This window comes from Stenotrophomonas maltophilia, assembly GCF_025642255.1.
In the GTDB taxonomy this organism is placed as follows: Bacteria; Pseudomonadota; Gammaproteobacteria; order Xanthomonadales; family Xanthomonadaceae; genus Stenotrophomonas; species Stenotrophomonas maltophilia_P.
In genome coordinates this window covers 1,505,450-1,518,354 of record NZ_CP106759.1, presented here as the reverse complement: position 1 = coordinate 1,518,354, position 12,905 = coordinate 1,505,450, and the positions used below count along the sequence as shown (strand labels likewise).

Here is a 12,905-nt window from a genome sequence, read left to right as displayed (position 1 = left end):
GGTATCCCCTGCAGATCGCGTTCCGCGAACCTCGGACAGGCAGTTGCGCGGATGTCCCCCGAACCCAGCCATGAAGCGATTGACAACGATGTCACCCGGATCTGAAACTCGAGCGATGCACGACACCCTCTTCCTGTTCGGTGCCACAGGTGATCTGGCCCAGCGCTACCTGTTCCCTTCGCTGCTGCGCCTGCTTGGCGATGGTCTGCTGCCGGAGGATTTCCGCATCCGTGCGCTGGCCCTGTCCGGCCATGACACCGAGGCCTTCCATGACATCCTGCGCCCGCGCCTGCAGCAGGCCATGCCGATGGCCTCGCAGGACGACATCGCCGCGCTGCTGCGCCGCATCGACTACCGTTCGGTGGACCTGCGCGATGTCGACTCGGTCGCCGCCGCCGTCTCCGACCTGGTGGACCGCCGTTGCGTGAGCTACCTGGCCATTCCGCCGGGCCTGTACATCTCCACCTGCGAAGGCCTGGCCAAGGGGGGCGCCCTCGCCGCACCGGCCCGGCTGATGCTGGAGAAACCGATCGGCAGCGACAGCGAAAGTGCCGAAGAGATCATCAGCACCATCGGCCAGTGGATCGACGAAGACCGCGTGTTCCGCCTGGATCACTATCTGGGCAAGGCTGCGGTGCAGAACCTGATCGCCCTGCGCTTCGGCAACACCCTGCTGGAGGCGGTGTGGAACCGCAACTACATCGAGTCGGTGCACATCCTGGTCGCAGAGAGCGAAGGCGTGGACGGCCGCGATGCGTACTACGCGCGGTCCGGCGCCCTGCGTGACATGGTGCAGAGCCATATCCTGCAGCTGCTGTGCCTGGTGGCGATGGAACCGCCGGCGTCGCTCGAAGCCGACCGCATCCGCGACGAGAAGGTCAAGGTGCTGCGCGCCCTGCGCCCCCTCGACGCCCAGCATGCGGCCCGCGACAGCGTGCGCGGCCGCTATACCGCCGGCACCATCAACGGCCAGCCGGCACAGGCCTACCAGCCGCCGGAAGGCAGCGACGTGGAAACCTTTGCCGGCGTCACCGCGCACATCGACAACTGGCGCTGGTCCGGCGTTCCCTTCCATCTGGTCACCGGCAAGCGCCTGCCCGAGCGCACCACCCGCGTGGTGGTGACCCTCAAGCCGGTCACCCATTGGCTGTTCGAGCGCCCGCAGCGCGCGCAGGCCGCACCCAATCGCCTGGTGTTCCAGCTGCAGCCGCAGGAAAACATCGAGCTGGGCCTGATGAGCAGCCTGGCCGGTCCGGAATGGGGCGCGCTGGAACTGCATCCGCTGGAACTGGAGCTGTCGGTGCCGACGGGACTGCACCGCCGCATCGCTTACGAGCGCCTGTTCCTGGACGCCTTCAACGGCAACCATGCACTGTTCGTGCGCGACGACGAAGTGCGCGCCGCCTGGGCGTGGATCGACAGCGTCGCCGATGCCTGGAAGGCAGCCGGCCTGCCGCTCCAGCCTTACCCTGCTGGCCAGTGGGGTCCGGCCGATGCCAGCGACTTCCTGCCACAGGGCGTGGATGCGCCGGACACCGGAGCTTCGGCATGAGTGGCAGCTCGCAGCCGGTTCTGGTCGCCGACATCGGCGGCACCAATGCCCGCTTCGCACTGGCCGACACTTCGCTGGATGCGCCCCTGCAGAAGGACAGCATCCGCGAGTTCGCAGTCGCCGAGTTCCCGTCGCTGGGCGATGCCGCCCGCCACTACCTTGAGCAGGCCGGGGCCAGCGCGCGCCGCGGCGTGTTTGCCGTGGCCGGCCGCGTCGATGGCGACGAGGCACGCATCACCAACCATCCGTGGGTGATCTCGCGCAGCCGCACCGCAGCGATGCTCGGCTTCGACGAGCTGCACCTGATCAACGACTTCGCCGCACAGGCGATGGCCGTCGCCCTGCTGCAACCGCAGGATGTGGTGCAGATCGGCGGTGCGCACTGGACGCCGGCCGCGCCGGGCCAGCCACGCAACTACGGAGTGATCGGCCCTGGCACGGGCCTCGGCGTCGGTGGCCTGGTGGTGCGCCACGGCCGCAGCTACCCGCTGGAAACCGAAGGCGGTCACGTCAGCTTCCCGCCGGGCACGCCGGAAGAAGTGCGGATCCTGGAGATCCTGTCCGAGCAGTTCGGCCGCGTGTCCAACGAGCGTCTCATCTGCGGTCCCGGCCTGGTCAACATCCATCGTGCGGTCTGTGAGATGGCCGGTGTCGACCCGGGCCATCTGCAGCCGGCCGACGTCACCGCCCGTGCCGCGCTCGGCGATCCGCAGGCGATGCGCACCGTGGATGTGTTCTGCGCAGTGTTCGGCGCCATCGCCGGCGACCTGGTGCTGATCCAGGGTGCCTGGGATGGCGTGTTCCTGACCGGCGGCCTGGTGCCCAAAATGCTGGATTCGCTGCAGCACTCCGGCTTCCGCCAGCGCTTCGAGCACAAGGGCCGGTTTTCCTCGATCATGGCGCGGGTGCCTTCGCTGGCGATCATGCACCCCTGCCCCGGCCTGCTGGGCGCTGCCGCCTATGCAGCCGATGCCGAACGTGACGCTCCGGGAGTTGCCGCATGAGCCCTGTCTTCCAGGACGACCGCATCGATTTTGTCAGTCACGGCGATGCCGATGGCTGGATCGAAGCGGTGGCCACCGAAATGGCACAGACCATCAACCGTGACATCAACGAAGTCGGCCGCGCACGCATCCTGCTGTCCGGTGGCACCACGCCGGCGCCGGTGTACCAGGCGCTGGCAGAAATGGAAGTGCACTGGGACCGCGTGGAAGTGAGCCTGGCCGATGAGCGCTGGCTGTCGCCGCAGGATCGCGACAGCAATGCCTGGCTGGTACGCGAGCACCTGCTCAAGCGCGCCGAAGGTGCACATTTCGACCCGCTGGTGCGCATCGGCAAGCCGCTTCCGGAATGCGTGTACACCGCCAATCTGCAGGCACAGCACAGCCAGCCGCCCAGCCTGGTCGCGCTCGGCATGGGCAATGATGGCCACACGGCCTCGTTGTTCCCCGGCTCGAAGGACCTGGCCCGCGCGCTGGAAAGCCCCCTGCCCTATGCCGCACTGGATGCGACCGGCTGCCCGGGCGCCAACCAGTGGCCGCTGCGGATCACGCTGACCCCGCACGGCCTGCGCCAGTGCCGCCAGCGCCTGCTGCTGCTGCGCGGCAAGCAGAAGCTGCAGGTGCTGCGGCAGGCGCTGGACAGCAACAATGCCCAGCAGTACCCGATCCTCAACGCAATCCACCTGGAAGGCGCGCGCCTGCGCGTCCACTGGGCAGATTGATGTCGGTGGCGGCATATCGCCGCCGCCCACCTCTCGCCACCTCGAACGCCGGTAGCCAATGAGCCTCCATCCGCAACTGCAAGCCATCACCGACCGCGTCATCCGTCGCAGCGCTGCCTCGCGCGCGGCCTACCTGGCCGCTGTCGACGCCGCCCTGCGCGAAGGCCCCTTCCGCAGCCGCCTGAGCTGCGGCAATCTCGCCCATGGTTTCGCTGCCTGCGGCGGAACTGACAAGAGCCGCCTGCGCGGCGGGGTGACGCCGAACCTGGGCATCATCACCGCCTATAACGACATGTTGTCGGCCCACCAGCCGTTCGAGACCTATCCGGAGCAGATCCGCGGGATCGCGCGTGAACTGGGCGCCACCGCGCAGGTGGCCGGCGGTGTGCCGGCGATGTGCGACGGCGTCACCCAGGGCCGCGGCGGCATGGAACTGTCGCTGTTCTCGCGCGATGTGATCGCGCAGGCCACCGCGATCGGCCTCAGCCATGACATGTTCGATACCACGGTCTACCTTGGCGTGTGCGACAAGATCGTGCCCGGCCTGCTGATCGGCGCGCTCGCGTTCGGCCACCTGCCGGCGGTGTTCATTCCGGCCGGCCCGATGACACCGGGCATTCCGAACAAGCAGAAGGCCGAGGTGCGCGAACGCTATGCGGCCGGCGAAGCCACCCGCGAAGAACTGCTGGAGGCCGAGTCGGCCTCCTACCATGGCGCAGGCACCTGCACCTTCTACGGTACCGCCAACTCCAACCAGGTACTGCTGGAAGCGATGGGCGTGCAGCTGCCAGGCGCATCCTTCGTCAACCCGGGCACTGCGCTGCGCGATGCGCTCACCCGCGAGGCCACCGAGCGTGCGCTGGAGATCACCGCGCTGGGCGAGGATTTCCGTCCGCTCGGCCGGATCATCGACGAGCGCGCGATCATCAACGCCGTCATCGCCCTGATGGCCACCGGCGGCTCGACCAACCACACCATCCACTGGATCGCGGTCGCGCGTGCCGCCGGCATCGTGCTGACCTGGGACGACTTCGACGAGCTGTCGCAGCTGATTCCCCTGCTGGCTCGCGTCTATCCGAATGGCGACGCCGACGTGAACCGCTTCGCGGCGGCCGGCGGCCCGGCTTTCGTGTTCGGCGAATTGATCAGGGCCGGGCTGATGCACGGCGACCTGGTCAGTGTGGCGCGCGGCGGCATGGCCGATTACGCCCGCGAACCGCAGCTACGTGACGGCACCCTGGTCTATCTGCCCGGGCTGGAGCGCAGTGCCGACGAGGAGGTGGTGCGCGGCGTCGACGCTCCGTTCGAGAGCCAGGGTGGCCTGCGCCTGCTGCGCGGCAACCTGGGCCGGTCGTTGATCAAACTGTCGGCGGTGAAGCCGCAATACCGTTCGATCGAAGCACCGGCCGTTGTCGTTGATGCGCCCCAGGTGCTCAACAAGCTGCATGCTGCCGGGCTGCTTCCCCAGGATTTCGTGGCGGTGGTGCGCTACCAGGGCCCGCGCGCGAACGGCATGCCGGAGCTGCATTCCCTGGCGCCGCTGCTGGGCCTTCTGCAGAACCAGGGCCGACGCGTTGCGCTGGTCACCGATGGCCGGTTGTCCGGGGCGTCGGGCAAGATCCCGGCAGCGATCCATGTCACGCCGGAAGCCGCGCGTGGGGGTCCGCTGGCGAAAGTCCGCGAAGGCGACATCATCCGCCTGGATGGCGAGGCGGGCACGCTGGACGTCCTGGTGGACGCTGCGGAATGGGCAGCACGCACTCAGGCCCCGAACACCGCGCCCGCGGCGAATGATCTGGGCCGCAACCTGTTCGCGATCAACCGTCGTGTGGTCGGGCCGGCCGATCAGGGCGCCATTTCGATTTCGTGCGGGCCGGCAGCGGCCGATGGCGGGCCGTGGGACTACGACGCCGAGTACGAACTGGGACACGATGCGGCGGCTGCGGCAGCGCCGCATGAGGCGAAGGACGCCTGAGGGTTGAAGAGCGCTGCGGGTGTGTTGCGGCGGCGAGTGTGCTGGTGGCGGCGTCACACTTTCCGGCGCATCAACGCCGCGAAGTGATCACTGAAAATCAAATTCGGAAGCAAAGGCAGAAGCAGAGCTATGGGTATCGAACAACATCAGCTGAAGGCGGCGGAGCTGTTGCATGCGGCGGGCATCCTGCCGGTGGTGACGATTCATACGCTGGACCAGGCCCGTGCGGTGAGTGCGGCGCTGCTGGAAGGCGGTCTGCCGGCGATCGAGCTGACGTTGCGCACGCCGGTGGCGATGGAGGCGCTGGCCATGCTCAAGCGCGAACTGCCGGACGTGGTGGTGGGTGCCGGTACGGTGCTGACCGTTGAGCAGATGCAGCAGTCGATTGATGCCGGCGCGGACTTCCTGGTGACCCCGGGTACGCCGCCCGCGCTGGCCGATGCGCTGGCCGCTGCACCGCTGCCGGTGGTGCCCGGTGCGGCGACGCCGACCGAGCTGCTGTCGCTGCATGCGCGCGGATTCCGGGTGTGCAAGCTGTTCCCGGCCACTGCGGTCGGCGGCCTGGCGATGATCAAGGGCGTGGCCGGTCCAATTGCCGATCTGAAGCTGTGCCCGACCGGCGGCATCACGGAAAATACCGCCGCCGAGTACCTCGAGCAGAAGAACGTCGTCTGCATCGGTGGCTCATGGATGGTGCCCGGCAACTGGATTGCGGATGGCGACTGGGACAAGGTGCGCGCCAGTGCCGCGCAGGCGGCGGCCATCGTCAAGCGCGTGCGCGGCACCTGAGCGCCCGATGGGTGAGCGCGGGGCCGACGCTTGGCCCCGCGACCGCGGGCCGGAACTGGAAGACAGATTCCGGGCGCGCGATGCACCTCAGCCGTTGGCTGAAACCCTCACAGCGGCCGTGCCGGATCCACCAGCCCGTACTGGCTGGCCATGCGCGCCAGCGCGATGTTGTCGTGGATACCCATCTTCTCGAACAGGCGCGCCTTGTGCGTGTTGACGGTCTTGGCGCTGAGGCTGAGGCGGCGCGCGATGTCTTCCTGGCGCAATCCCTGGGTCAGCAGCAGCGCCACTTCCAGCTCGCGCGGAGACAGGGTGTCGAACGGCGAACCATTCCCCTCCACCGTCGACAGCGCCAGATTCTGCGCGATGCTGGTGCCCAGGTAGCGGCGCCCGCCTGCCACGTCGCGCACCGCGCGCAGCAGTTCCTGGGCGTCGCAGCCCTTGCCGATGTACCCGGCCGCGCCGGCTTCCAGCAGCCGCTTCGGCAGCGGGCCATCCTCCAGGACGGACACGATCACCACGCGCGTGCTGCGATGGCCGCGCACGATGCGCTCGGTCACTTCCATGCCGCTGACACCCGGCAGGTGCAGGTCGCACAGCACCACGTCCGGCTGCAGCTGGCGGATCTCGCGCAGCGCGTCCTCGCCGGTCTCGGCCTCGCCCACCACCTCGATGTCGGTCTCACCCGACAGGATCATCTTCATCCCGGTGCGGACCAGTGCGTGGTCGTCCACCAGGTAGACTCGAATCGTCATTCACGTACCTCTTCGAATGCGGCCATTGCGGGTCAAGCTAGGCAGGGTGCCGAACCCTCGCAAGCGCGGTCGAAGTGCATACCGGGCAAGAGTGCCGGGTTGATCACAGTCTCACGCATTGTGCTTACCCCCTGTCTTGCAGAACCCACTGCAACGAAACAGCTCATCTATCACGTAGACGCCCGCGAAGAGCCATCCACGTCACTCCCCCTGTGTTGATGCTTCGCTGGCCGTCGATGGCGGCGAATCGCGGCGTCGCCAGGGATGCCGACGACTGAACATGACCAGGTAGCACCCTACCACCCAAACCAGTGCTGCACACCATCCGGCCAGGATATCCGACGGGTAATGGACCCCGAGATAGACCCGGGACACGCTGACCAGCAAGCTGAACGCAGGGGCCAGCACCAGCACCGGCCAGCGCCAGCGGGTATTCCAGGCCAGAAGTACCAGGGTTGCCGCCAGGGTCATCGACCCCATGGCGTGACCACTGGGGAAACTGAACGTCGATTCCGGTGCGATGGACTCCCACAGGCTGGGGCGGTCCCGCTGGAAGAACCGCTTGCTGCCCATGTTCAACAGTGCCGATCCGAGGAAACTGACGGCCACGAAGGTGGCCTCGCGCCAGCGGCGGTAGCCCAGCAGTGCCGCGACGATCAGCACATCGGCGGGAATCAGGAACCACTCGTAACCCAGCCGGGACAGCAGCACGAAGAACCGGTCCAGCCACGGCGAATGCAGGCCGTGCATCTGCCACAGCAGCGGCGCGTCGAAATGGAACGATTCAAACTCATGCACCTCGTCGGCCAGCGCGACGAAGCCGGCCAGCGGCAACAGCACGCCGGCGAACAGCAGGACCAGGCGCCACGCATTGCGCGCCATCCAGTGACGGAAGCCGGAGGCCGGCTCCGGCGCGGCAAGGATCGCGGGCTTATCCTGCGCTTCGGACATAGGTTCGTTCGACGTAGTCGTCGATCAGGGCGACGAATTCCTGGGCGATGTTCTCGCCGCGCAGGGTCACCTTCTTCTCGCCATCGACGAACACCGGCGCTGACGGCGCCTCCCCGGTTCCCGGCAGCGAGATGCCGATGTTGGCGTGCCGCGATTCTCCCGGGCCGTTGACCACGCAGCCCATCACCGCCAGGGTCATGTTTTCCGCCCCCGGGTGCTGCACTTTCCACAGCGGCATCTTCTCGCGCACGTGGTTCTGCACCACCTTGGCCAGCTCCTGGAAGAACTCGGAGGTGGTGCGGCCGCATCCCGGGCAGGCTGTCACCAGCGGCGTGAACGCGCGCTGGCCGGTGGTCTGCAGCAGCTCCTGGGCGACGATCACTTCCTGCGTCCGCGACTGGCCCGGCTCGGGCGTCAGCGAGATGCGGATGGTGTCGCCGATACCTTCCTGCAGCAGCACGCTCAGCGCCGCTGCCGACGCAACAATGCCCTTGCTGCCGATGCCGGCTTCGGTCAGGCCCAGATGCAGCGCGAACTCCGAACGCTGTGCCAGGTCACGGTAGACCGCGATCAGCTCCTGCACGCCACTGACCTTGGCCGACAGCACGATGCGGTCGCGCGGCAGGCCCAGCTCCACGGCCTGTTCGGCCGAATCCAGCGCTGACCGGATCAACGCCTCGCGCAGGACACGTCCGGCGTCCCAGGGCTGCTCGCGCTCGTTGTTCTCATCCATCAGCCTGGCCGCCAGCACCTGGTCCAGCGAGCCCCAGTTGGCGCCGATGCGCACCGGCTTGTTGTAGCGGATGGCGAACTCGATCAACTGCGCGAACTGCAGGTCCTTCTTCTTGCCGAAGCCCACATTGCCCGGATTGATGCGGTACTTGGCCAGTGCTTCGGCACACGCCGGTTCGGCGGTCAGCAACTGATGGCCGTTGTAGTGGAAATCACCGATCAGCGGCACGTCGATGCCCATCATCGCCAGCTTGTCGACGATGCGCGGGATCGCGGCCGCGGCCTCGACGGTGTTGACGGTCAAGCGCACCATTTCCGAACCGGCCCGCCAGAGCTCGGCGACCTGCTTCACGCTGGAGGCCACGTCGGAGGTGTCGGTATTCGTCATCGACTGCACCACCACCGGCCTGCCGCCGCCGACGGTGACTCCGCCGATCTGGACGGCGTGGGTCTGGCGACGGGACCAGGCGGTGGGCTCGGAAGGCGGGGTCGGGCGGGTAACGGCGTCGTGCATGCGGGCATTCTAGCGCCCGCCTCCGGTTTCCGGGTGACTCGCATTCAGCCGCCGGCACGGCTGCGGCCGATTGTCGCAGGCACACCCGCCCGCGAACGCATACGATGGGCGCGAATGACCGGTCCAGACGCCCCGTTTCTCCGCACCCTGTGCAGCCTGCGATGGCTGGCCGTGGCCGGCCAGGCCGCCACCATCCTGGTCGCCACCTGGGTGCTGGGCCTGCCGTTGCCGCCGCTGCCGCTGTGGGCCGGCGTCGCCGTGCTCGCGCTGTTCAACGTCTACACCCAGCTGCGGCCGGAAGCGGCCGATACCGCACCACTGACAGCCTTCGGCCACATTCTGGTGGACGTGATCATCCTGACCTGGATGATCAGCTGGAGCGGCGGCATGGCCAATCCGTTCAGCTCCCTGTTCCTGATCCTGATTGCGTTGGCTGCCTTCGCCCTGCCCCTGCGCTGGGCGTTGGCGGTGGCCCTGGCCTGCCTGCTCGGCTACGCCGCCAGCGGACTGTTCGGCCAGCCGCTGCCGGACGGCTACTTCCTTGCGCAGGACCTGAACCGCTGGGGCGTGGTCGCCAATTTCCTGATCTCCGCCACTGTCGTGCTGACGTTCTCCACGCGCCTGGCCCTGGCCCTGCGGCAACGGGAACTGGAGCTCTCGGCACTGCGTGAACGCTTCGCCCGCAACGAGGGCATTGTCGCCCTGGCCACCCACGCCGCCTCGGTGGCGCATGAACTGAACACGCCGCTGGCGACCATGACCCTGCTGGCCGACGACGTTGCCGAGCGCAGCGAGGAGCCGGAAGTACGCGAGGACATGGAAACCCTGCGCGAACTGCTCGTGCAGTGCCGCGAACGGGTGCTGGCACTGGCCGCGCCGGCATCGGCCGACATGCCCGGACGCAGCCGCTCCAGCGCCCAGCAGGTGCTGGAACAATGGCGGCTGGTGCGGCCGACCATCGACCTGCACCGCAACGACGATGCGCCGCTGCGGCTGCCGCTGGACCCCGGCGTGGGCCACCTGCTGATGGTCCTGCTCAACAACGCGGCCGATGCCGGAGAGCAGGCCGGGCGCCCGCGCGTGGACCTGAGCCTGCGCATCGACGGCGACGACCTGATCGGCGAAGTCCGCGACTACGGCCACGGCTTCGATGCCCGTGCCGCCGTGCTGCCGGGCACGCTGTTCGGCAGCAGCAAGAGCGAGGGCATGGGCGTCGGCCTGGCCCTGTCCCATGCCACCATCGAACGCCTCGACGGCGAGATGTGGATGCGCCCGGCCCAGGGGGCCGGCAGTCGCGTCGGCTTCCGCCTGCCGCTGGCCCCACGCGAGGACACCCCATGAGCCTGCACCACTCCACCCAGGGCCTGCTGGTCGACGACGACGAGCTGTACCTGCGTACCCTGCAGCGCAGCCTGGCGCGCAAGGGACTCGAAACGCAGACCGCGCAGGACGCGGCCACTGCGCTGATGCTGGCCCGCCAGCATCCACCGGCTTTCGCGCTGATCGACCTCAAGCTCGGCAGTGATTCCGGCCTGGCCCTGATCCAGCCCCTGCGTGCCCTGCGTGCGGACATGCGGATCCTGCTGGTCACCGGTTATGCCAGCATCGCCACAGCCGTGGAAGCCATCAAGCTGGGCGCAGACGATTATCTGCCCAAGCCGGCAACGGTACCGATGATCCTGCGCGCGCTGGGCGAAGAGGACGACGGCCCGGCCGACGACGGCGAGATGGAAGTCCCCGACGCGATGACGCCGATCAGTCGCCTGCAGTGGGAACACATCCAGCAGGCGATGCACGAGACGGGCGGCAACGTGTCCGCTGCCGCCCGCCTGCTCGGCATGCACCGACGGTCGCTGCAGCGCAAACTGGCCAAGCGGCCAAGCCCGGAACGCGATCCGAGCCGTTGAGCCCGGGGTCGCGTCCGCCGGGCATGGCCCGGCGCTACCGGATCTGCGCCAGGATCTCGCGGGTCATCGGGTCGGCGATCGCCACGCCCTCGCCCTGCAATGCCGGCAGCAACTGGTTGGCCAGTTGCTTGCCCAGCTCGACCCCGAACTGGTCGAAGGCGTTGATGTTCCAGATCACCGACTGCACGTACACCGCGTGCTCGTACATGGCGATCAGCGCACCCAGCGCCTGCGGCGTCAGTGCATCGAGCAGGATCAGCGTACTCGGACGACCGCCCGGGTAGTCGCGGTGCGGATCGTCGCTGCCCTGACCGTTGGCCAGCGCTTCGGTCTGCGCCAGCAGGTTGGCCAGCAGCGCCTGATGATTGACGGTATAGGGATCGTCGTTGTGCACACAGCCGATGAAGTCAGCCGGGACGATGCTGGTGCCCTGGTGCAGCGCCTGGAAGAAGCTGTGCTGCACATCGGTGCCCGCACCGCCCCACCACACCGGCACGGTATCGGTGGTCACCGGCTGGCCATCACGCTGCACGCGCTTGCCCAGGCTTTCCATCACCAGCTGCTGCAGATAGGCCGGCAGCAACGCCAGGCGCTGGTCGTAGGTCATCACCGCATGGGTGGCGCAGCCCAGCAGGTTGCGGTTCCAGATGTCGGTCAGGCCATGCAGCACCGGCAGATTGCGCTCCAGCGGTGCATCCAGTGCGTGCGCGTCCATCTGCGCCGCACCCTCCAGCAGCTGTTCGAAACGCTCGAAGCCGATCGCCAGCGCAATCGGGAAGCCGACCGCCGACCACAGCGAGTAACGGCCACCGACCCAGTCCCACATCGGCAGCACGCGCTCTGCGGCGATGGCGAAGGCCTTCGCTGCGCGCTCGGGATTGGCGCTGACGGCATACAGGCGCTCACTGCCACCCAGCCAGTCGTGCAGGATCTGGCCGTTGAGCAGGGTTTCCTGGGTGCCGAAGGTCTTGGAGATCAGGATGCCGGCGGTGCGCGCCGGGTCAAGCGTGGCCAGCGTGCGCTGCATGGCCGCGCCGTCCACGTTCGATACGAAATGCACGCGCAGGCGCGCGCCGCTGACCGGGCGCAACGCATCGGCGACCAGCCGCGGGCCAAGATCGGATCCCCCGATGCCGACGCTCACCACGTCGGTCACGCCGCTGTCTTCCAGCGCACGCACGAGGACTCCCATGCGCTGACGGATTTCGCGTGCAGTGGCATGGGCATCGGCGGCCACCGGCGCGTCGACCACGTCACCACGCAGCGCCGTGTGCAGCGCCGCGCGGCCTTCGGTCAGGTTGACCTGCTCGCCGCGCATCAGGCGGTTGATGGCGCCCCCGACATCGCGTTCTGCTGCCAGCGCCAGCAGCGCCTGCAGCGCCGCGGCGTCGTACTTCTGCCGGGCAAAGTTCACATACAACGGACCGACCCGCAGCGCCAGCTCCTGCACACGGCCAGGTTCGGCGGCGAGCAGGCTGGGGATGCTTGCGCCCTTCAGGCGCTGGGCGTGGGAATGCAGCGAGTCGAATCCGTTGTTCGTTGTCATGCGGCCTGGGTCGGGATCGTGTCGTTGGTGTGGGTGATCTGGTTGCTGCCATCCACGTACACCAGCTTCGGCTTGAAGCTGTCCGCTTCCTGCTCGGTCATGCTGGCGAAGGCGGCGATGATGATGATGTCGCCGACCTGCACGTGGCGCGCGGCGCCACCATTGAGCGAGACGATGCCGCTGCCGGCTTCGGCGCGGATCGCATAGGTCGAAAAGCGCGCACCGTTGGTCACGTCCCAGATGTGGACCTGCTCGAACTCGCGGATACCGGTGGCAGCCAGCAGGTTGTCATCGATGGCGATCGAGCCTTCGTAGTTCAGCTCGGAGTGGGTGACGGTGGCGCGGTGGATCTTGGTCTTGAGCAGGGACAGGTGCATGGCACGGTACAACGCAGAGGAAAGCGTGGATTCTAGCACCCGCACAACGCGGGGCATCACGACCGGCAAACCGTTCAGGTAGCG

Annotated in this window: 12 protein-coding genes; 7 read left to right on the top strand and 5 right to left on the bottom strand. The window is 67.8% G+C overall.

The window, feature by feature from the left end; genetic code table 11:
* The first annotated feature begins 115 nt into the window (after window positions 1–115).
* The 5 genes from zwf to eda all read left to right on the top strand — a co-directional run bounded on the left by zwf (window position 116) and on the right by eda (window position 6,039).
* Entirely contained in the window at window positions 116–1,552 is a 1,437-nt protein-coding gene (gene zwf, locus N8888_RS07095) for a glucose-6-phosphate dehydrogenase (protein ID WP_065174952.1), read from the top strand.
* The gene (gene glk / locus N8888_RS07090; protein WP_053517290.1) at window positions 1,549–2,556 is read left to right on the top strand and encodes a glucokinase; all 1,008 of its coding nucleotides are present in this window, start codon (window positions 1,549–1,551) and stop codon (window positions 2,554–2,556) included. The genes zwf and glk overlap by 4 nt, the downstream gene beginning before the upstream one ends.
* Window positions 2,553–3,275 carry a 6-phosphogluconolactonase gene (gene pgl, locus N8888_RS07085; protein WP_053517289.1) on the top strand — a complete coding sequence of 241 codons (723 nt, stop codon included), beginning with the start codon at window positions 2,553–2,555 and terminating at the stop codon, window positions 3,273–3,275. Before glk ends, pgl begins: the two co-directional genes overlap by 4 nt.
* 58 nt (window positions 3,276–3,333) lie before the next feature.
* Entirely contained in the window at window positions 3,334–5,250 is a 1,917-nt protein-coding gene (gene edd / locus N8888_RS07080; RefSeq protein WP_065174951.1) for a phosphogluconate dehydratase, read from the top strand.
* Between the two features lie 129 nt (window positions 5,251–5,379).
* Window positions 5,380–6,039, top strand: a complete 660-nt coding sequence (gene eda, locus N8888_RS07075; protein WP_065181278.1) for a bifunctional 4-hydroxy-2-oxoglutarate aldolase/2-dehydro-3-deoxy-phosphogluconate aldolase — start codon at window positions 5,380–5,382, stop codon at window positions 6,037–6,039.
* 107 nt (window positions 6,040–6,146) lie between these two features.
* Here eda and N8888_RS07070 read toward each other — a convergent pair whose 3' ends face one another.
* The 3 genes from N8888_RS07070 to ispG all read right to left on the bottom strand — a co-directional run bounded on the left by N8888_RS07070 (window position 6,147) and on the right by ispG (window position 8,991).
* A complete protein-coding gene (locus N8888_RS07070) occupies window positions 6,147–6,794 on the bottom strand; it encodes a response regulator (protein ID WP_065174949.1) in 648 nt (215 codons plus the stop codon).
* A 201-nt stretch (window positions 6,795–6,995) separates the two neighbouring features.
* A complete protein-coding gene (locus N8888_RS07065) occupies window positions 6,996–7,745 on the bottom strand; it encodes a phosphatase PAP2 family protein (RefSeq protein ID WP_053517284.1) in 750 nt (249 codons plus the stop codon).
* Window positions 7,726–8,991: a flavodoxin-dependent (E)-4-hydroxy-3-methylbut-2-enyl-diphosphate synthase gene (gene ispG, locus N8888_RS07060; RefSeq protein WP_263177915.1), complete on the bottom strand. Its 1,266-nt coding sequence runs from the start codon at window positions 8,989–8,991 to the stop codon at window positions 7,726–7,728. Before ispG ends, N8888_RS07065 begins: the two co-directional genes overlap by 20 nt.
* 114 nt (window positions 8,992–9,105) lie before the next feature.
* On the opposite strand from ispG, the gene N8888_RS07055 reads away from it, so the two are divergent.
* Complete coding sequence (locus N8888_RS07055) at window positions 9,106–10,332, top strand: ATP-binding protein (protein WP_263177914.1); 1,227 nt, start codon at window positions 9,106–9,108, stop codon at window positions 10,330–10,332.
* Window positions 10,329–10,898 (top strand): response regulator transcription factor, encoded by a 570-nt coding sequence (locus N8888_RS07050; RefSeq protein ID WP_053517280.1) that lies wholly within the window; start codon window positions 10,329–10,331, stop codon window positions 10,896–10,898. Before N8888_RS07055 ends, N8888_RS07050 begins: the two co-directional genes overlap by 4 nt.
* Window positions 10,899–10,932: 34 nt before the next feature.
* Here the strand turns inward: N8888_RS07050 and pgi are convergent, their stop codons facing one another.
* Window positions 10,933–12,444, bottom strand: coding sequence for a glucose-6-phosphate isomerase (gene pgi / locus N8888_RS07045; protein WP_065174946.1), 1,512 nt, complete (start codon window positions 12,442–12,444; stop codon window positions 10,933–10,935).
* A complete protein-coding gene (gene panD / locus N8888_RS07040; RefSeq protein ID WP_053517331.1) occupies window positions 12,441–12,821 on the bottom strand; it encodes an aspartate 1-decarboxylase in 381 nt (126 codons plus the stop codon). The genes pgi and panD overlap by 4 nt, the downstream gene beginning before the upstream one ends.
* Window positions 12,822–12,905 lie beyond the last annotated feature (84 nt).